Here is an 18,424-nt window from a genome sequence, read left to right on the forward strand (position 1 = left end):
ATGACCGTTTCTGCGCGTTCTGCGTGCTCGGTGGGCGGGAGACCATGGAGCTTTTCGGAAGGGGCCCCGCGCGCCCGTCGTGCACGCCATGGCCATACCCACTTCGCCGAAGGAGTGAAACCTGAACGCCACAGGAGCAGTCGCAGCAGCAGTGGTGCCCGCCGCCGGACGCGGTGAGCGGCTGGGGCCCGGAGCCCCCAAGGCCCTGCGGGAACTGGGCGGAGTACCGCTCCTGGTGCATGCCGTCAGGGCGCTGACCCGCAGCCGGGCGGTCGGCCTGGTCGTGGTCGCCGCACCGGCCGCCGGGGTGGCCGAGGTGGTCGGACTGCTCGACAGCCACGGCCTCGACGGCAAGGACATCCGGGTGGTGCCGGGTGGCGCGACCCGCCAGGAGTCGGTCCGGCTCGGCCTCGCCGCGATCCCGGCCGAGGTGGAGATCGTCCTGGTGCACGACGCGGCCCGCCCGCTCGTCCCGGTCGAGGTGGTGGACGCGGTCGCGGCCGCCGTCCGCGCCGGGGCCGAGGCGGTGGTGCCGGCCGTGCCGCTCGCCGACACGGTCAAGCGGGTCGAACCGAACCCGGGCGGACCCGAACCGGTTCTCGACACGCCCGACCGGTCCACCCTGCGGGCCGTCCAGACGCCGCAGGGCTTCCGCCGGGAGACGCTGGCCGAGGTGCACGCCAAGGCGCTCGCCGAGGAGAACGCCGGAGGCGCCGACGCGCTGCCGGCGGTGACCGACGACGCCGGCCTGGTGGAGCGCTTCGGCGGCCGGGTGGTGGTGGTGCCCGGCCACGAGGAGGCGTTCAAGGTGACCCGCCCGCTGGACCTCGTGCTCGCCGAGGCCGTTCTCGCCCGCCGGAGGGCCTCCGATGCCTACTGACCCGACGCCGGCCGCCGCTCCGACGCCGGCCGCCGAACCGCAGGTGCCGCTGATCCCCCGGGTCGGCATCGGTACCGACGTGCACGCCTTCGAGGCCGGACGTCCGCTCTGGGTGGCCGGCCTGGAGTGGCCGGGCGCCGAGTACGGCCTGGCCGGGCACTCGGACGCCGACGTGGCCGCGCACGCCTCCTGCGACGCGCTCTTCTCGGCCGCCGGGATCGGTGACCTGGGCGCGCACTTCGGCACCGACCGACCGGAGTGGTCGGGCGCGTCCGGGGTCCGGCTGCTCGGCGAGGCCGCCCGCCTGGTGCGCGAGGCCGGCTTCGAGATCGGCAACGTCTCGGTGCAGGTGATCGGCGTCCGGCCGAAGATCGGCAAGCGCCGGGCCGAGGCGCAGGCCGCGCTCTCGGCGGCGGTCGGCGCGCCGGTCTCGGTCTCCGGGACCACGACGGACGGTCTCGGCCTCACCGGCCGGGCCGAGGGGCTGGCGGCGATCGCCACCGCGCTGGTGTACGAGCGCCGCTGAGCCGGTCGGGCCGACCACGGGGCCCGGACGGCGCGGTGGGCCGGTCGGGTGATCCCTGCCGGGAATACCCGGCCGGTGACGAGTGTTCAGGAGCCTTGGCCGGGGCGCGAGTCGCTACCGTTCGGTGCGGGCCCGCCAGGCCCGCCCGTCCACCGCAGGCAGCCCGCCGCCGCTTGACGAGAAGAGGTCCCCGATGGCCGCACAGCTCTCCGACCGGGCCAAGGCCCTGATCGACGGCAAGAGTTTCGCCGTGGTCTCCACCATCCAGCCCGACGGCAGCCCCCAGTCCTCGGTGGTCTGGGTGAAGCGGGACGGCGACGACCTCCTCTTCTCCACGGTGGAGGGCCGCCGCAAGCACCTCAACCTGGTGAAGGACCCGCGGATCTCCCTGGTGGTCAACCCGCCGGAGAGCCCGTACTCCTATCTGGAGGTGCGCGGCGAGGTCACCCTCAGCCGGGAGGGCGGCAAGGAGCTGATCGACGAGTTGGCGCTCAAGTACCGCGGCGAGCAGTCCTACGGCTACGACGGCCCGGACGACGTCCGCGTGGTCGTCCGGCTCACCCCGCGCAAGGTGGTCGGCAACCTCTGAGGAGAGCCCCGCGGAGGGGGCGGCTCCGGTAGGCAATGAAGAGGAAACGGCGTAGCCGCGGTATTGACATTCGAGAATGTCGCGGGGCACCCCCTCATGCCCACTACGCTTGACGCTGTGAGCATTCGCCTGTACGACACCAGCACCCGCCAGGTACGCGACTTCGTCCCGCTTGTACCGGGTTGTGTCTCGATCTACCTGTGCGGCGCTACCGTCCAGTCGGCGCCACACATCGGGCACATCCGGTCCGGGCTCAACTTCGACATCATGCAGCGGTGGTTCGCCTACCGCGGCTACCAGGTGACGTTCGCGCGCAACGTCACCGACATCGACGACAAGGTCATCGCCAAGGAGCGCCAGCTCGGCACGCCCTGGTGGCAGATCGCCTACGCCAACGAGCGGGCCTTCAACGACGGCTACTCGGCGCTCGGCTGCCTGCCGCCGACCGTCGAGCCGCGGGCGACCGGGCACGTCCCCGAGATGATCGAGATGATGCAGGCGCTCATCGCGAAGGGGCACGCCTACGCGTCGGACGGCAACGTCTACTTCGACGTGAACTCCTACCCCGGCTACCTCGAACTCTCCAACCAGAAGCTGGAGAACCTGCGCCAGCCCGAGGGCGACGGCGAGACCGGCAAGCGTGACCAGCGGGACTTCGCCATGTGGAAGTCGGTCAAGCCGGGCGAGCCGAGCTGGAACACCCCGTGGGGCCCCGGTCGTCCCGGCTGGCACCTGGAGTGCTCCGCGATGGCGCACAAGTACCTGGGCCGGGCCTTCGACATCCACGGCGGCGGGATCGACCTGATCTTCCCGCACCACGAGAACGAGATCGCCCAGTCCAAGGCGTACGGCGACGATTTCGCCAACTTCTGGGTGCACAACGCCTGGGTCACCATGAGCGGCGAGAAGATGAGCAAGTCGCTCGGCAACTCGGTGCTGGTCTCCGAGATGGTCGAGCGCTGGCGTCCGATCGTGCTCCGGTACTACCTGGCTGCCCCGCACTACCGCTCGACCATCGAGTACAGCGAGGAGTCGCTGCGCGAGGCGGAGGCCGGCTTCGGCCGGATCGAGGGCTTCGTCCAGCGCGTGGTCGAGCGCTGCGGCACGGTCGACGCGGCGCCTGAGGTGCCGCCGGCCTTCGCCGAGGCGATGGACGACGACCTGGGCGTTCCGCAGGCGCTGGCCATCGTGCACACCGCCGTCCGCCAGGGCAACAGCGCCCTCACCGCGGACGACAAGGAGAACGCGGTGGCGCGTCTGGCCGAGGTCCGTGCGATGCTCGGAGTACTGGGTCTCGACCCGCTGGACCCGCACTGGGCCGGGGCCGAGCGCGGCGAGGACCTCCACGGGGTCGTCGACTCGCTGGTCCGCCTCGTCCTGGAGCAGCGGCAGGCGGCCCGGGCCCGCAAGGACTTCGCCACCGCGGACGCCATCCGTGACCAGCTCGGCGTGGCCGGGCTGGCGATCGAGGACACCCCGTCCGGCCCGCGCTGGACGATCAACAGCCAGTAACTCCATCTGACGATGGGGTGAGGGTGGGCCGTACCGGACCGGTGCGGCCCTCCCGCATGACGTAGCGCATGCCGTCGACCGCCACCGGTGCGGCCGGGCATGCCGGACAGACAGGAAGTACAGCCATGGCCGGCAACAGTGCACGCAGGAACCGCCGCAACCCCGGATCGAAGAAGGGCGCGTCTGTCGGTACCGGCGGCCACAGCCGGAAGGCGCTCCAGGGCAAGGGCCCGACGCCGCCCGGCGCGGAGCGCAAGGGGCACCCGAAGCAGCGCGCGGCCAACGCCGCGGTCAAGCGCGAGCGGGACGCCAAGGCCCGGGCCGGCATGCGCCGGGCCGGTGCCGGCGGCCGCGGCGGGCGCGGTGGCGCCGGCGCCGCCGAGCTGGTCTTCGGCCGCAACTCGGTGGTCGAGGCCCTGCAGGGCGGGGTGCCGGCCACCGCGCTGTACGTCATGCAGTTCATCGACACCGACGACCGGGTCCGGGACGCCTTCCAGGCCGCCAACGACCGCGGCCTCCCGCTGATGGAGGCCCCGCGCGCGCAGCTGGACCAGATGACCGGCGGCATGAACCACCAGGGCCTGGTGCTGCAGGTGCCGCCGTACGAGTACGCGCACCCCGAGGACCTGGTGGCCGCGGCCGCGGAGGTCGGCGAGGACGCGCTGATCATGGCGCTGGACGGGGTCACCGACTCGCGCAACCTGGGCGCCGTGGTCCGCTCCGCCGCCGCCTTCGGCGCGCACGGCGTGGTCATCCCCGAGCGCCGGGCGGCCGGGATGACCGCCGGTGCCTGGAAGACCTCCTCCGGTGCCGCGGCGCGGCTGCCCGTCGCGCGCGCCACCAACCTGACCCGGGCGCTGGAGGCCTACCAGAAGGCCGGCCTCCTGGTGGTCGGTCTGGCCGCCGACGGCGAGGCCGAGATCGGGGACCTGGAGGCGCTGGCCGGTCCGGTCGTGATCGTCGCGGGCAGCGAGGGCAAGGGCCTGTCCCGGCTGGTCTCGGAGACCTGTGACCTCCGGGTGCGGATCCCGATGCCGGGCGCCACCGAGTCGCTGAACGCCGGCGTCGCCGCGGGCATCGTGCTCTACGAGGCCGCGCGCCTGCGCAGCAAGGTCGGCTGAGCCCTTCCGACGCGGCGGGCCGAGCCGTCCCGCGACGGCTCGGCCGAGCCCCTTCCGACGCAGCACAGACGGGCCGGACGGCGCAGGAGATCTTCCGGATTCTCCGCAGTCCGTCCGCAGTTCGGGTGAAAGCGATCGGGCCCGATCGGGCCCGATCGCTTTTCTCATGATCACTTCAAGTGGGCGCCGGATATCCACTCGGGAGAGTGTCCTAACCGGGTGTCACCCAGTTAGACGGGTGTGGACACCAGAACACCTCGGCGCCCCCTCCTGGGCAACGGCAGCACCGGGATAGACGCGGGCCCCGGCCTCAATACCGTCAAGGTGCCGTCCGACCCTGCGCGCCTCAGCATCACCCAGGCGAGCTTCCGGCTCCGGCTCGGCACCCCGGTGGCGCCGCTGATCGACCCCCCGGCCGGACTGCTCTCCACCGGGGCCGCGTTCGGCGACCCGTACGCCGGTCAGGGCCTGATCCGCCGTCCGCTGGTCACCCCGCAGGTCGTCGTGCCCGCCTCGGCCGTACCGGCGCTCGCCGGGGCCGGCGGGGCCGGTGCGCCCCGCCGCAAGGGCCGGGTCACCGCCGTCACCTGGGCCGGCCAGGCGCCCCCCGGGGACCAGGCGGCCACCCAGCTGCTGGAGGCCGTCCGGCTGACCGGCGTGCCCGCGCCGGCCGGGATCGGCGGGCGCGCCACGGTCGGCGGCTCCACGGCCGACGACGACACCCGGGTGATCCCGCCGTACGCGGGTGCCCGGACGGTCCCGCGCCCGCCGCGCGAGGGCGCCGGCACCGCCACCGAGGCCGGCGTCGGCCCGGTCGGCGCACCCCAGGGCTGGACGCCCAGCGGTGAGCTGCCCGAGGTCTCCGCCACCACGGCCGAGGGCAGGCGGCCGTGGTACCCCGGCCGCCGGGTGGACCTCGGACTGGTGCTGCTGCCGCTGCGCGCGGTGCTGGGCTCGCTCTCGGTCTACGCCGGGTTCAGCAAGCTCTGCGACCCGGTGTACTTCGACGGCGGCGAGCGCGGCTCGATGATGCGCTGGCTCTCCTCGCTGCACCCCTGGAAGGTCGCCGATCCGCTGCTGGCCTTCGCGATGGCGCACCCGGTGGGCTCGGGGCTGGTGGTGTCGTTCACCGAGATCGTGGTGGGCGTGCTGACCATCCTGGGCCTCTGGCAGCGGCTCGCGGCCGGAGCGGCGATGCTGCTCTCCGCCGCCCTGCTCTTCACCGTCAGCTGGCGGGCCGTGCCGGTCTACGACACGCCCGACCTGATCTTCCTGGCGGCCTGGAGCCCGCTGCTGATCGCCGGAGCGCCCTTCGCCTCGCTCGACGGACGGCTCAACCTGGAGGCGTGGCGACGCCACGGCTCGGGGGCGCCGGCGGCGCTGCGCCGCCGGGTGCTGCGGCGCGGTGCGGTGGTCACCGCGGTGGTGATCGGCCTGACACTGCTGCTCGGGTCGATGCTGGGCGCGGCGGTCCGTACCGGCGGCCGTCCGCACCCCGCGCCCTCCCGTCCGGCGACGGACTACGGCACGCCGGTCTGGCCGAGCGGCGGGCCCTCCGTGGCCCCCGGTGGGCAGGGCCAGACCAGCTCGCCCTCGCCCGCGGCCGCGCGTCCGGCCTCGCCCACGGCCGGCGCGTCCGCCCCGCCGGCCTCCGCCCCGGCCTCGGCTTCGGCCTCGCCGAAGGCGGGGACGGCCACTCCGAGCGGCAAGGCGCGCTCGACCAAGCCGGAGAGCGGCGCGAGCTCGGCTCCGGCGGCGGCGCCGCCGACCGCGGCCCCGGCCGCCTCGGCGCCCGCGCAGCGCGGCACCCCGACGGCGGGCAGCGGCTCGGGGGCGGCGCCCAAGCCGAGTCCGAGCAGCAGCTCCGGCTCGGGTCTGCTCGGCGGTGTGCTGGGCAGCGGGCCGTTGGCCGAGCTGTCCGGCGGCGGCGCCCGGAACTCCCGGCCGGGGGCGCCGACGGCGACCTGACGGGCTCTCGGGCCCTTCGGGGAACGCGGGTGGCCGGGTGCTCCGTGGGGGAGCACCCGGCCACTTCGCCGTGCCCGGGCCTGCCGGGTCCGTCCACGGGACCGTCGGGGGCCTGCGAGGGCCTGCGAGGGCCTGCGGGCGGGTCTTGCCGGGTGTCGGCGGGTCTTGGCGGGCCGGGGAGGGCCGTGCGGGGTAGGCCGGCCGGGCGGGCTAGCCGGGGGTGCGACCCGCGCCGGCGGCGAGCTCCTTGGCCGCCTCTGTGAGGTCCTTCGCGGTGTCGATGGCGCGCCAGTAGACGCCCTGCGGCAGCTGGTACCCCGCCAGGCGCTTGCCGCGCGCGAGTTGGGGGAAGGTGGTCCGCTCGTGGTCCCCGACGTCCGGCAGCAGCTCGGCGAACTCCGGACTGAAGACGTACAGGCCGGCGTTGATCAGGAACGGTGAGGGCGGGGCCTCGATGAAGTCCAGCACGTTGCCGAACTGGTCGGTCTCCACCGCGCCCCACGGGATGCGCGGCCGGGCCAGCGCGAGGGTCGCGACGGCGTCCCGCTCGTGGTGGAAGGCGGCCATGTCGCGCAGGCTGAAGCGGGTCCAGATGTCCCCGTTGGTGGCGTACCAGGGCTCGTCCGGCCGGGGCAGCGCCTTGGCGGCGTACTTCAGCCCGCCACCGCGGCCGAGCGGTTCGGCCTCGACGACGGTGCGCACCTTCAGCGGCAGGTCGGTCCGGTCGAGCCACTCCTCCAGCACACCGGCCAGGTGCCCGCAGGAGATGACCACGTCGGTGACGCCCTCGGAGGCGAGCCAGGACAACTGGTGCCCGAGGATCGGCGTACCCGTGCCGGGAATCTCGACCAGGGGCTTCGGCCGGTCGTCCGTGTAGGGCCGCAGCCGGGAGCCCTGGCCGCCGGCCAGGATGACTGCCTGGGTGACGGCCGTCGTCCCGGGCGGGGACGGCTGCGATGCCTGCGACGCGTGCGGTGCCTGCGGGGACGTGAGGTCGGCGGTGGGGCCGGAGTCAGCGGTCATGCCTGCACAATAGGCGGCCACCGGGGCGCGCGACCCGGTGGCCGGCGTCGCACTCACGCCCGCCCGTCCGCCCGTCTGCCCGCCTGGCTACGGCGAGGGCGGACCTAGCCGGTGATGCCCGAGGCGAACGAGCCGTCACAGACCGGGCGGGCGAAGGACCGGGCGCGCTGGACGTCCCCCTGGTACTTGCGCACGGCCGCCTTGCCCAGCTCGCCGGCGAGCGAGGTGCAGTAGGGCGTCAGCGCCGGCTGCTCGCGCATCGAGCGCTCCAGCAGGTCCAGTGCGCTGCCCGGGTTGTGCGCGCGCAGTTCCTCCAGCAGTGCGACGCGCAGGGTGTCCTGCGGGGCGAGGCCCTCCGGGGCCTTGGCGGCGGGCGCCCGGCCGATGCCGGCGCCGTCCTCGGTGGAGGCCGCCACGACCTGCTGGTCCAGCCCGGTCGGCGGAGCCCACGGCACCCTGGTCACGGCGAGGGTGCCGGTGGTCACCAGGACCACGGGCAGGGTCAGGGCGATGGTCTGGCCGATTCGGCGAACAAGCTGCTTCACGCTCAGGAGAGTAGCGCTGGGTGGGGGTCGGATCGCCCTCCGTTACACCATCGAGTGACGCGGTGTCCGGGTTCGTCCCTTCACCGTGTTGACGTGGGGGCTGCGGACGGCCGAACGACGACGGAGCCCCGCCGGACCGGGTGGGTCCGACGGGGCTCCGGCCGCTCGTTGCCCGCGGGCGACGGTCAGCTGCTCAGGCGGGCGCCGGTGCTGGTGGAGAACACGTGCGTCTCGTTGGCGATCGGCACGACGTGGATGGTCTCGCCGCGCCGCGGGATCTGGCGGCCGTGCACGCGCACGACCAGGTCCTTGTCCTCGCCGCCGAGCTTGGTGGTGCCGTAGACGAAGCCGTCCGAGCCGAGCTCCTCGACCACGTTGACGGTCACGGCGACGCCCTCGATGCCGCCGGCCGGGACGATCTCGAAGTGCTCCGGGCGGATGCCGACGGTCACGGACTTGTCGGTGCCGGCGCCGGAGAGGTCCTCGCGGGAGATGTTGACGACCGAGCCGCCGAACTTCACGCCGCCGTCCACCAGCGGCACATCGACCAGGTTCATCGCCGGCGAGCCGATGAAACCGGCCACGAAGAGGTTGGCGGGCCGGTCGTACATGTTGCGCGGGGTGTCGACCTGCTGCAGCACGCCGCCCTTGAGCACCGCGACGCGGTCGCCCATGGTGAGCGCCTCGGTCTGGTCGTGGGTGACGTACACGGTGGTGATGCCCAGGCGGCGCTGGAGGCCCGCGATCTGGGTGCGGGTCGAGACGCGGAGCTTGGCGTCGAGGTTCGACAGCGGCTCGTCCATCAGGAAGACCTGCGGCTCGCGGACGATCGCGCGGCCCATCGCGACACGCTGGCGCTGACCGCCGGAGAGCGCCTTCGGCTTGCGGTCCAGGTACTCGGTGAGGTCGAGGATCTTCGCGGCCTCTTCGACCTTGGTGCGGATCTCCGTCTTGCTGACGCCCGCGATCTTGAGCGCGAAGCCCATGTTCTCGGCGACGGTCATGTGCGGGTAGAGCGCGTAGTTCTGGAACACCATGGCGATGTCCCGGTCCTTCGGCGGCAGGTGCGTGACGTCGCGGTCGCCGATGCGGATGGCGCCGGCGTTGACGTCCTCCAGGCCGGCCAGCATGCGGAGGCTGGTCGACTTGCCACAACCCGAGGGGCCGACCAGGACGAGGAACTCGCCGTCCGCGATCTCCAGCTCCAGCGCGTCCACGGAGGGCTTGTCGGCCCCGGGGTAGACACGGGTCGCCTTGTCGTACGTCACAGAAGCCATGGCTGTGCTCTCCTTCACCGGCAGGAACGTGCCGGACGATCCGAGTAAAGGTGGATGTCGTGCGCGGCCCGCCAATGGTCTGAACCACTACACGAGCCAACTCCCGGCGACGCTACCCGCGCCCGCGCCGGTTGTCAGCCCCTGGCCCACCGGAATTCGGCATCGGTTCCATCACGCCTGTCCCGGTCCTGCCAACCCCCGGATATGCCGACACCGCCCCACCCCCGCCCGGTAGACTGCCCCCGGTGCCGCCGTGACCTCGTCGCGGACGGTCACCATGCCTCCTTAGCTCAGCTGGCCAGAGCACCGCTCTTGTAAAGCGGGGGTCGTCGGTTCGAACCCGACAGGGGGCTCAGCGGCCAGGACGCCAGAAGGGCCGGCTCCACCGGGATCACCCGGTGGAGCCGGCCCTTCTCGCGTGTCCGGCGGTGAGTCGGTCAGCTCATCGGCGGCGGTTCCGGCGGCGGGCGGCCGTGGCGTTCTCCGTCCGGGGGCTCACGGTCCGGGGGCCGGAGGAACGGGGTTCCACCTCCGGCTGGAGGACCTGGGCGAGTGCCGAGATCGTCGGGTGGGCGAAGAAGGCGGTCAGCGGGACGTCGATGCCGTGCCGCTCGCGCAGTTCCTGGCGCACCCGCACGACCAGCAGTGAGGTGGTGCCGGCATCGAAGATGTTCTCCGTGACGCTGACCCGGGAGACGCCCAGCACCTCGCACCACAGCTCGTGCAGCAGGTCCTGACCGGGGCCGCTCGGGGGGACGTGGTCCGTGCTCGACGTCTGCTGCCGGGCGATGTCCTTCAGGGCGTTCCGATCGGTCTTTCCGTTCGGGGTGAGCGGTAGCTCCGGCAGGGTCAGGACGCGGCTCGGCGCCATGTACTCGGGCAGGCGCTGCCGCAGGAAGGCCCGCGTGCTGTGCTTCAGGACCCGCAGCAGGGCGCCCTGCCTCGGGTCGTTGCTGACCGGCCCGTCGATCGCCGGCCGGGTGTGGGTGAACCGCGTCCGCGGCCCGTCAGCCCGGTCGTGGCGGGTGAAGGTGGTCCGGATGCGCCCCTGCTCCGGGAACCGCCCGGACCAGGCGTGGTGCGCCTGCCAGTCGTACCGGGCCGCCGCCCGGTCGAGCTCCTCCGGCGAACACGGGGGCAGGGCGGCGCCGTCGTCCGCCATGAGCCGGGCGAAGCGGGCGACGCGGGCGTTCGGGATGCCGTCGACGACGACGGCGGCCGCCCGGGAGGCGCCGAGCAGGCTCTCCAGACCCGCGAGGTCGGCGAGGTCCTCCCAGTCGCGGTACTCGCAGGGCTGCGACTCCTCCGGTGCCTCGCCGCCGATCCGGAGCAGGACGTCGTAGCGGAAGCGGGACATCTCGTTGTCGAACCCGGACGCCTTGAGCGACACCTGGATCCCGGTCACCGCGGGGAGCGCGTCCTGCAACTGGGCGAAGTACCCGGGGTCGAGGAGCAGTTCGTCCTCCTCCAGGGCGTGCCGGGCTGCGAGGGTGCGCAGTTCCTCGGGCCGCATCCGCTCGTCCCCCTGCAGGATGCCGGCGTGGAACGCCTCCGTCAGCCGCAGGTTCCGCAGGTCGCCGACGAATATGTGGCCGCCGGGAACGACGATCCGGCTCGCCTCGGCCAGTACCGCCGTGAGGTAGTCCCGGTCGGGGAAGTACTGGGCGACGGAGTTGATCACCACGCAGTCGAAGAGCTCGCCGGCGGCTGCCTCGCCGATCTCCGTGGCGGGCGCCGTGACCAGCCGCACCCGGTCGGTGAGGTCCCGCCGGAGGACCGCGTCCGCCACGTGGTCGATGGCTTTCGCGGAGAAGTCGACGCCCAGGTAGCGGTCTGCCGTGGGGGCGAGCCGCAGGAGCAACAGGCCGGTGCCGCAGCCGATCTCGGCGAAGCTGCGAGCGCCGGTCGCCGCGATGCGCTCGACGGTCCGCTCCACCCAGTCCCGCATGTCCGTCTCGGGCAGCGGCTGCTTGGTGTAACTGCTCTGCCAGCCCTTGAGGTTGAAGTCGTCCTCGGCGGCGGGCCCGCCCTCGGTGTAGGTGTTCTCCCACAGGGTGCGCCAGTCGTCCGTCGTGTCACCGGCCTGCTCCGGCGCGCTCTCCGGTGTCACGAAGGTGACCAGCTGGTCCTCTCCGGCGGAGGTCGTCACGGCCAGCGTGCAGGCGTCGCGGACTCCGGGGCAGGACCGCGCCGCGGCATCGACCTCCCCGGGCTCCACGCGGTGCCCGCGGATCTTCACCTGGTCGTCGAGCCGCCCCAGGTACTCGAGGTTCTCGTCGGAGCGCCACCGGACGAGGTCGCCGGTGCGATAGACCGGCACCCCCTGGACATCGGTGAACCGCTCCGCGGTCAGCGCGGGTCGGCCGAGGTAGCCGACCGCCAGACCCGCACCGCCGATGCACAGCTCTCCCGGCACCCCCATCGGGACCGGACGGCCGGCGGCGTCGGTGACGAACAGGCTGGTGTTGGCGACGGGCCGTCCGATCCCGGTGACGGTGTCCAGCCGCCGCAGCACGGCACGCGTCGACCAGATGGTGGTCTCGGTCGGTCCGTAGAGGTTGTGGACCTCGGGCCCCAGCGCGGTCAGCGCCTGGGCGAGCGAGTGCGGCAGGTGCTCCCCGCCGCTCCAGATCTGCCGGAGCGAAGGCGGCGCGGCGCTCGTCGACGCGGTGTAGAGCTTCCAGGTCGCCGGGGTGGCCTGCACCACGGTGATCTCCTCGTCGGAGAGCAGCCGGTGCAGCCGTTCCGGGTCGCCCCCGACACCCGCCGGCCCGAGGACCAGCGTCCCCCCGGTCAGCAGCGGGAGCCAGAGCTCCAGTCCGGCGATGTCGAACGAGAGGGAGGTCAGCGCGAGCAACCGGTCGCTCGCGTCGAAACCCGACTCGTGCGCGAAGTCGTCCAGGAGGTTCCCGAGGCTGGTGTGCTTGACCAGCACGCCCTTGGGGAGGCCGGTCGAGCCGGAGGTGTAGATCACGTAGGCCACGCTGTCGCCGTCCGCCACCGGAACCGGCGGTTCGGCCGGGAGCGCCGACATCGGTTCGTCCAGCAGGAGCACCTCGGTACCCGCCGGGACCGGGATGCGGTCCGCGAGGTCACGCGTACTCAGGAGGACCTTGATGCCGGCGTCCCGCGTCATGTGCTCCAGCCGGGCGCGGGGGTACGCCGGGTCGAGGGGCACGTAGGCACCGCCGGCGAGCCAGACGCCGAGCAGGCCCGCCGTCAGGTCGCGGCCGCGGGGGAGTGCGACGCCGGCCAGATCGCCCGGCCGCAGCCCGCGGGCCGCCAGCTCCGCACCGATGGCCGCCGCCCGCTCGGCGAGCTGCGCGTAGGTGTAGACGCCGTCGGGCGCCTTCACCGCCACGGCGTCCGGTCGGCGGCGCGCCGTCTCGGACAGCCTGGCGGGCAGCGCGCGGGGGTCGACCGGGCGCGCGGGGCCGGTGCCGAGCTCGACCAGCGCGGCCCGCTCCTGCTCGTCCGCCAGCTCGATGCCTTCGACGCGGACGTCCGGGTCGGCGGCGACCACCTCCCAGAGCCGCTGCAGGTGCCGGCCGAACCGCTCCGCGGTGACCCGCTCGAAGAGGTCGGTCGAGTACTGCAGCCGGCAGCCGAGACCGTCGTCGTGCGCGGTGACATCGAGCACCAGGTCGAACTGCGAGGCGACGTGCTCCGGGTCGACCGGTTCCAGCTCGGCGCCCGGCAGGTCCAGCCCGGGACCGGGGCCTGTCCGGTACGCCATCATCACCTGGACCAGCGGGTTGTGGGACAGGCTCCGCTCCGGCGCCATGCCGTCGAGGAGTTCCTCGTACGGGACGTCCTGTCGCGAGACGGTCCTCAGGTGGACGTCCCGTACGCGTGCGAGGTACGCGGCGAACGACGGGGCGCCGGTCAGGTCCGCCGGGGTCACGAGGGTGTTCGCGAAGGGGCCGATCAGCCGCTCGGCCTCGACCGGGGAGCGGTCCTCCGCCGGGGTGGCCACCAGGAGTCGTGACTGCCCCGACCAGAGACCCAGAACCGCCGAGAACGAGGCCAGCAGCGTCGTCCGCAGGGTCGCGCCGTGTTCCCGTGCCACCTTCTCCAGACCGCGGACCAGCGGGGGCGGAACCTGCCAGGACAGCGACGCCCCGGCAAAGGTCTGCACGGCCGGCCGGGGGCGATCGGCCGGCAGGTCGAGTACCGCCGGGAAACCCTCCAGCTCGCCCAGCTGCGCGGCCAGCCGTTCGACGGCCTGCGGCGTACCCGCCCGCTCGCGCTGCCGTACCGCGTGGTCGACGTACCGGAGCGGCGGCTCGGGCAGGGCCGCGACACCGCCCAGCCGGTCCTGCCGGTAGAGCTCCGCGACCTCGCCCAGGAAGACGTCCAGGGACCGGGTGTCGGCCACGAGGTGGTGGAGCACGAAGACCAGCACCGCGGTGCCGCCGCCCCGCACCAGGCTCACCCGCAGCAGGGGGGCCCGGGTGAGGTCGAAGGGCTCGCGGGCGAACTCCTCCGCCCTGGCGGGGACCGAGGCGTCGTCGGACGCGTCGAGCGTCCGCACGGCGGCCCGTGCCTCGTCCAGCACCTCCTGGACGGGGGCGCCGTCCAGGACGCCGAAGCGGGTCCGCAGCACCTCGTGCCGGTCGATCACGCCGTTGACCGCCCGCTCCAGGGCCGGCACATCCAGCTCGCCGCGCACGACGAACCGTGCGTGCAGGTGGTGCAGGGCGGTGCCCGGCACCAACTGCTCGGTGAACCAGAGCCGCTGCTGCGACAGCGAGGTCGGGTTTGCGCTTGCGTCGGTGGTCATCGGCCGGCCTGCTTCCCGGTCAGTTCCGCCGGGTCGATCCCGGGGCAGTGGTCCAGTAGTGCGGGGTGCAGCCGGGGAGTCCGGTCGAACCGCCGGGGGGCCGTGTCGATCCGCAGCGCCTGGTCGTGCTCGGCGTAGGCGTCCCAGTTGATCTGCACACCTCGTTCCCACAGGGCTCCGACGGCGCGGAGCGGCGAGCGGCCCCCGGTGGCTTCGTCGTCGGCCGCGACGGCCAGGGCGGCGTCCTCGGCCACTCCGCCGAGCCGGGCGGCGCGGAGCAGGTTCGTCCCGCCGCTCAGCTGGAGGTACACGGCCTCGGGGTACTCGGACACCACCGTGCGGACGGCCTCGTCGAACAGGACCCGCTCGCGGAGCTGCGCGCCCCAGTAGTCGGGATCGCAGGCTTCCTCGCCGGTCAGCCACGACCCGGTGACACCGGAAGTCGTCGGCGTCGTGGGGGCGTTCAGCCGCACGTCGCGCATCCGACGGGTGAAGCGGACCGCGGCCTCCGCCGGGCTCGCGTCGTCGTCCGCGATCGCCTGGCCGCGCCAGCACACCGCCCGGGCCGCGTCCTCGAAGGAGAGGACGCCGCTCAGCTGGGCGGCGGTCAGTTCGCCGACACCGTGCCCCATGAGCAGGTCGGGCCGGATTCCCAGGTCACCGAGGAAGGCGTACTGCCCGACGCCCAGCAGGTGCAGCACCGGCTGCAGGGCCGGCGCCCCGGTCGGAAGCGCGCCGTGCAGGAACGCGCCGCGCACCGCCGCGAAGGTCTCGGGAGCCAGTGCCTGTTCCATGACGGCGAGGCCGTCGTCCACGGCCGACCGGAAGACCGGCTCCGTCCCGTAGAGCGCGAGCGCCGTCTCCGACGGCCCGACGTCCTCCCCGGGGAGCATGAAGACCAGCGCCGGCGGCCCGTCGGGGGCCTTGCGGAACTGCTCCGGAGTCGGCCAACTCGCGTCGGCAGCAGTGCCGTTGACGGGTATCAGCGCGGCCGCCCGGGCGGTGAGCTCCGGGCGCCCGGTGCGCAGCGTGTGACCGATGTCCCGCCGGACGTCGGCCGAGGAGTCGTCCACGGCCGTGCGCACCTCCTCGACCGCCGCGGTCAGGCGCTGCGGATCGTCCGCGGACAGCGGCAGGAGCTGCCAGGAGCGGCCCCTGCGCGAGGCGCTCCGCTGCTCCGGCTCGGCGTCGCCGATGATGATGTGTGCGTTCGTCCCGCCCATCCCGAACGAACTGATCGCCGCATAGCGGCCGTGCTCCGAACGCGGCCAGGCGATCGCCTTGTCCGCCAGGACGAACGGCGTGCCCCGCAGGTCCACCGGGGGCGCTCCCTGCACCAGGGGGGCGTTCGGCGGGATCAGGCCGTGGCGCATGGCCAGGAGGCAGGCGATGATGCCCGCCGCGCCGGCACCCGCGGTGAGGCTGCCGATGTTCGCCTTGACGGAGTGGAGCCGGCACTCGCCCGCGCCCGCTCCGGCGGACCGGAAGGCCTGGGTCGTGGCCTCGATCTCCAGTGCGTCCCCGATGCTCGTGCCCGAGCCGTGGCCCTCCAGCAGACCGATGCTGGAGGACTTCAACTCGGCGACGTCGAGGGCCTCTTCGATCACCTCGATCTGACCGGCGACCCCCGGCGCGGTGAAGCCGGCGCGCTCCCGGCCGTCGTTGTTCATCGCGGTGCCGGCGATCACGCCGAGGATCGGGTCGCCCGCGGCCAGCGCCGCGTCGAGTCGGCGAAGGAAGAGGACGGCGACACCGTTGCCGTCCATCGTGCCGTCGGCCGAGGCCATGTACGGCTCGCACCGCCCGCGCGGTGAGTAGATGGAACCCTCGGTGGCCAGGTAGCCCGCGTCCCGCAGGTTCACCGCGACGCCTCCCGCCAGCGCCGAGTCGCACTCACCGGCGAGGATCGCCTGGCAGGCGAGGTGTACGGAGACGCTGGAGGACGAGCAGGCGGTCAGCACGGTCATCGACGGACCGGTGAGACCGTAGGTGTAGGAGATCCGGCTGGACAGGTAGTCGGGGCTGGTGCCGACGGCGAGCTTGCCGGGGTCCAGGTCACCGCCGGCCGCGCCGTGGTGGAATTCGAGCTGCGCGCCGTAGTCGCTCGGTCGCAGTCCGAGGAACACTCCGACGCGGTCCGGCAGCGATCCGATGAAGGATCCCGAGCTCTCGACCGCCCGGTAGCACGCCTCCAGCATCACGCGGTGCTGCGGATCGGTCAGCTCCGCCTCGGACCGGCTGACGCCGAACGCCTTCGGGTCGAACCCGAGACTGTCCGCCATCGGGAATGTGACAGGCACGTACGCCGGGTCCCGGTATCTGCGGTCCGAAACCCCGCGCAACGCCAATTCCTCATGGCCGATTTCGCGCCGACCGGAACGGCCGGTGCTGAGGAGTCGCCAGAGATCCGCGGTGTTCCGCACATCGGCGGCACGGATCGACATCCCTACCACGGCAACACGATCAGGCATTACACTACCCACCTCACGAATAGCATCGACTCATGGGGCGCCCGGCAGGTCTTCAAGTCGCCGACCTGGATGGCGGTGCGCGCCAGGTTGCCGCCAATCTTGTCTCGCCGGCGAGACAAGAGCAATATGTGCCCAGTCCCGTTGCGACGCCTGCCGCTGTTACGATGCCGGCCCGATTGATTCCGCTGGAGAGTCCGTGGCGAATCCGTTCGAAGATGAAGAAGCCCTTTACCTGGTCCTCGTCAACGACGAGAATCAGCATTCGCTGTGGCCGGCGTTCAGCGCGGCTCCGGCCGGCTGGACGGTCGTTCACGGCGAGGCCACGCGCAAGAGCTGTCTCGAGTATGTTTCCGCGCACTGGACGGACATGAGGCCGGCCAGCCTGATCAGGGAGATGAGCGATGAACCGCGTTAGCGAGGTGTCGGGTACGTGAGCGGCAGCGAATTCCGCAATCCCATGGACGCACTGGTGGTCGAAAGCGTGCGGGACCTCCTGGGGAAGACGACCGTCGGCATCGACGACAACCTCTTCGACGTGGGCGGGAACTCCATCATCGCCATCCGCCTCGGGCAGGTCCTGAGCGAGAAGCTCGGAATACCGCGCAATGTCCGGCTCATCTTCAAGAATCCGGTGCTCCGCGATCTCAGCGACGCACTCGGCGACCAGGTCGGCAACGCGGCCTGACCGCCCCACGGCTGTCGCGCACCGGGAGGCCGCCGCTCCCTGGCGGCCTCCCGGTGCGCGGCTACATCGTCAGGACGCGGCGGCGGCGCGCCGCAGCATCTCCGCGGCCCAGGTCTCGACCGGTGCGCGTTCCTTCCTGGCGGCGCGTTCGAGGTTCGCCAGGTCCTCGGCCGAGAGCTGGAGGTGCAGCAGCCGCGCTTCGGGTGCCGGGTCGGCGCCGACGCGGGCCTGCGCCGAGGCGGGACCGGCCGCGGCGGGACCGACGCCGCCCTCTTCGGCGGGGCTCTCGGGGTACGGCTGCGCGGCCTTGCCCTGCCGCGTGAGCAGGCTGCCGCGCACCTCCGCGCGAAGCTTGTTCCTGCTCCAGCCCAGCTCTTCGGCCTTCCGCAGCCAGTAGTCCTGCTCCGGCGGGTCGAGCGCCACCACTTCGAGGTGGTGGCTGAAACTCAGGCTCTGCCGTCGGCGGGACAGCGGAAACCTGCGGGCCACCCAGGTGTAGTTGCGAAGGGTCTGGTAGCTGAGCGAGGTCCGCTTCACGGCCTCCTCGTAGCGGTCCTGGAATGTGGATTCGCCGTAGACCAACCAGTCGGCGATCCACCACGTGGAGGAATCCGCGACGGAAAAGAGGTTGGCGCCGACCTTCTCCCACGCGCTGAGGCTCTGCTTGGCTGTGAACAGCAGGCCGGATCGGTGGAGCTGTACGCCCAGGCCCATGGGCCGTCCCGCGGTACTTGCCGCCGCCGCGTGCGGTGCGGCTGCGCCGTTGGGCTTCGCCGAGAAATCTGTACGCATCGTTACCCCCTGGATACGCTTTGTGTAAGTGAGCGGATACGCCCTGCTTGTGGCATGTGCACGCAGCGCTCGCCGCCCATCGTACGTACTTGCCGTCGGACTGAGGCACGCACGTTCGAGAGCACTCGGAACTCTTCTACCAGCGGCTCCGCATTCTTTGTCGCCACTGTCTGCGATGCCCCGCGATGGCCGGTCTGTCCGAAACGTGTAACCGGATCGCCCCGACGGCAACGGGTGTCCCCCGCTGTCTCG

At 72.7% G+C, this 18,424-nt stretch carries 14 protein-coding genes and 1 tRNA gene; 9 read left to right on the plus strand and 6 right to left on the minus strand.

What is annotated here, in order from left to right:
• The first annotated feature begins 121 nt into the window (after window positions 1-121).
• From ispD to AB0J08_RS18015, 6 genes are all read left to right on the plus strand, one after another.
• Window positions 122-880 carry a 2-C-methyl-D-erythritol 4-phosphate cytidylyltransferase gene (ispD, locus tag AB0J08_RS17990; RefSeq protein WP_360634521.1) on the plus strand — a complete coding sequence of 253 codons (759 nt, stop codon included), beginning with the start codon at window positions 122-124 and terminating at the stop codon, window positions 878-880.
• On the plus strand, window positions 870-1,406 hold the full coding sequence (ispF, locus tag AB0J08_RS17995) for a 2-C-methyl-D-erythritol 2,4-cyclodiphosphate synthase (protein WP_360634373.1): 537 nt from the start codon (window positions 870-872) through the stop codon (window positions 1,404-1,406). The genes ispD and ispF overlap by 11 nt, the downstream gene beginning before the upstream one ends.
• Before the next feature lie 193 nt (window positions 1,407-1,599).
• A complete protein-coding gene (locus AB0J08_RS18000) occupies window positions 1,600-1,995 on the plus strand; it encodes a PPOX class F420-dependent oxidoreductase (protein WP_360634376.1) in 396 nt (131 codons plus the stop codon).
• 117 nt (window positions 1,996-2,112) lie between these two features.
• Window positions 2,113-3,507, plus strand: a complete 1,395-nt coding sequence (gene cysS / locus AB0J08_RS18005) for a cysteine--tRNA ligase (protein WP_360634379.1) — start codon at window positions 2,113-2,115, stop codon at window positions 3,505-3,507.
• Between the two features lie 125 nt (window positions 3,508-3,632).
• Window positions 3,633-4,628 carry a 23S rRNA (guanosine(2251)-2'-O)-methyltransferase RlmB gene (gene rlmB, locus AB0J08_RS18010; protein ID WP_360634382.1) on the plus strand — a complete coding sequence of 332 codons (996 nt, stop codon included), beginning with the start codon at window positions 3,633-3,635 and terminating at the stop codon, window positions 4,626-4,628.
• Window positions 4,629-4,952: 324 nt separating this feature from the next.
• Entirely contained in the window at window positions 4,953-6,596 is a 1,644-nt protein-coding gene (locus tag AB0J08_RS18015) for a DoxX family membrane protein (protein WP_360634385.1), read from the plus strand.
• A 210-nt stretch (window positions 6,597-6,806) separates the two neighbouring features.
• Here the strand turns inward: AB0J08_RS18015 and AB0J08_RS18020 are convergent, their stop codons facing one another.
• The 3 genes from AB0J08_RS18020 to ugpC form a co-directional block, all read right to left on the minus strand.
• A complete protein-coding gene (locus tag AB0J08_RS18020; protein ID WP_360634387.1) occupies window positions 6,807-7,619 on the minus strand; it encodes a nucleotidyltransferase family protein in 813 nt (270 codons plus the stop codon).
• A 104-nt stretch (window positions 7,620-7,723) separates the two neighbouring features.
• Window positions 7,724-8,164, minus strand: a complete 441-nt coding sequence (locus tag AB0J08_RS18025; protein ID WP_360634389.1) for a hypothetical protein — start codon at window positions 8,162-8,164, stop codon at window positions 7,724-7,726.
• Window positions 8,165-8,349: 185 nt separating this feature from the next.
• Window positions 8,350-9,441, minus strand: coding sequence for a sn-glycerol-3-phosphate ABC transporter ATP-binding protein UgpC (ugpC, locus tag AB0J08_RS18030; RefSeq protein WP_360634392.1), 1,092 nt, complete (start codon window positions 9,439-9,441; stop codon window positions 8,350-8,352).
• A 279-nt stretch (window positions 9,442-9,720) separates the two neighbouring features.
• On the opposite strand from ugpC, the gene AB0J08_RS18035 reads away from it, so the two are divergent.
• Window positions 9,721-9,794, plus strand: a tRNA-Thr gene (locus AB0J08_RS18035).
• Window positions 9,795-9,883: 89 nt separating this feature from the next.
• Here the strand turns inward: AB0J08_RS18035 and AB0J08_RS18040 are convergent.
• Together AB0J08_RS18040 and AB0J08_RS18045 are read right to left on the minus strand one after the other, a co-directional pair.
• Window positions 9,884-14,224: an amino acid adenylation domain-containing protein gene (locus AB0J08_RS18040; RefSeq protein ID WP_360634395.1), complete on the minus strand. Its 4,341-nt coding sequence runs from the start codon at window positions 14,222-14,224 to the stop codon at window positions 9,884-9,886.
• Window positions 14,221-16,695: a type I polyketide synthase gene (locus tag AB0J08_RS18045; protein ID WP_360634399.1), complete on the minus strand. Its 2,475-nt coding sequence runs from the start codon at window positions 16,693-16,695 to the stop codon at window positions 14,221-14,223. Before AB0J08_RS18045 ends, AB0J08_RS18040 begins: the two co-directional genes overlap by 4 nt.
• Before the next feature lie 196 nt (window positions 16,696-16,891).
• Between AB0J08_RS18045 and AB0J08_RS18050 the strand changes: the two genes are divergently transcribed.
• Window positions 16,892-17,110: an MbtH family protein gene (locus AB0J08_RS18050; RefSeq protein WP_360634402.1), complete on the plus strand. Its 219-nt coding sequence runs from the start codon at window positions 16,892-16,894 to the stop codon at window positions 17,108-17,110.
• A 15-nt stretch (window positions 17,111-17,125) separates the two neighbouring features.
• On the plus strand, window positions 17,126-17,380 hold the full coding sequence (locus AB0J08_RS18055) for a phosphopantetheine-binding protein (protein WP_360634405.1): 255 nt from the start codon (window positions 17,126-17,128) through the stop codon (window positions 17,378-17,380).
• A gap of 69 nt (window positions 17,381-17,449) precedes the next feature.
• Here the strand turns inward: AB0J08_RS18055 and AB0J08_RS18060 are convergent, their stop codons facing one another.
• Complete coding sequence (locus AB0J08_RS18060) at window positions 17,450-18,094, minus strand: LmbU family transcriptional regulator (RefSeq protein ID WP_360634408.1); 645 nt, start codon at window positions 18,092-18,094, stop codon at window positions 17,450-17,452.
• Window positions 18,095-18,424 lie beyond the last annotated feature (330 nt).

Source organism: Kitasatospora sp. NPDC050463, assembly GCF_040655255.1.
Classification (GTDB): Bacteria; Actinomycetota; Actinomycetes; order Streptomycetales; family Streptomycetaceae; genus Kitasatospora.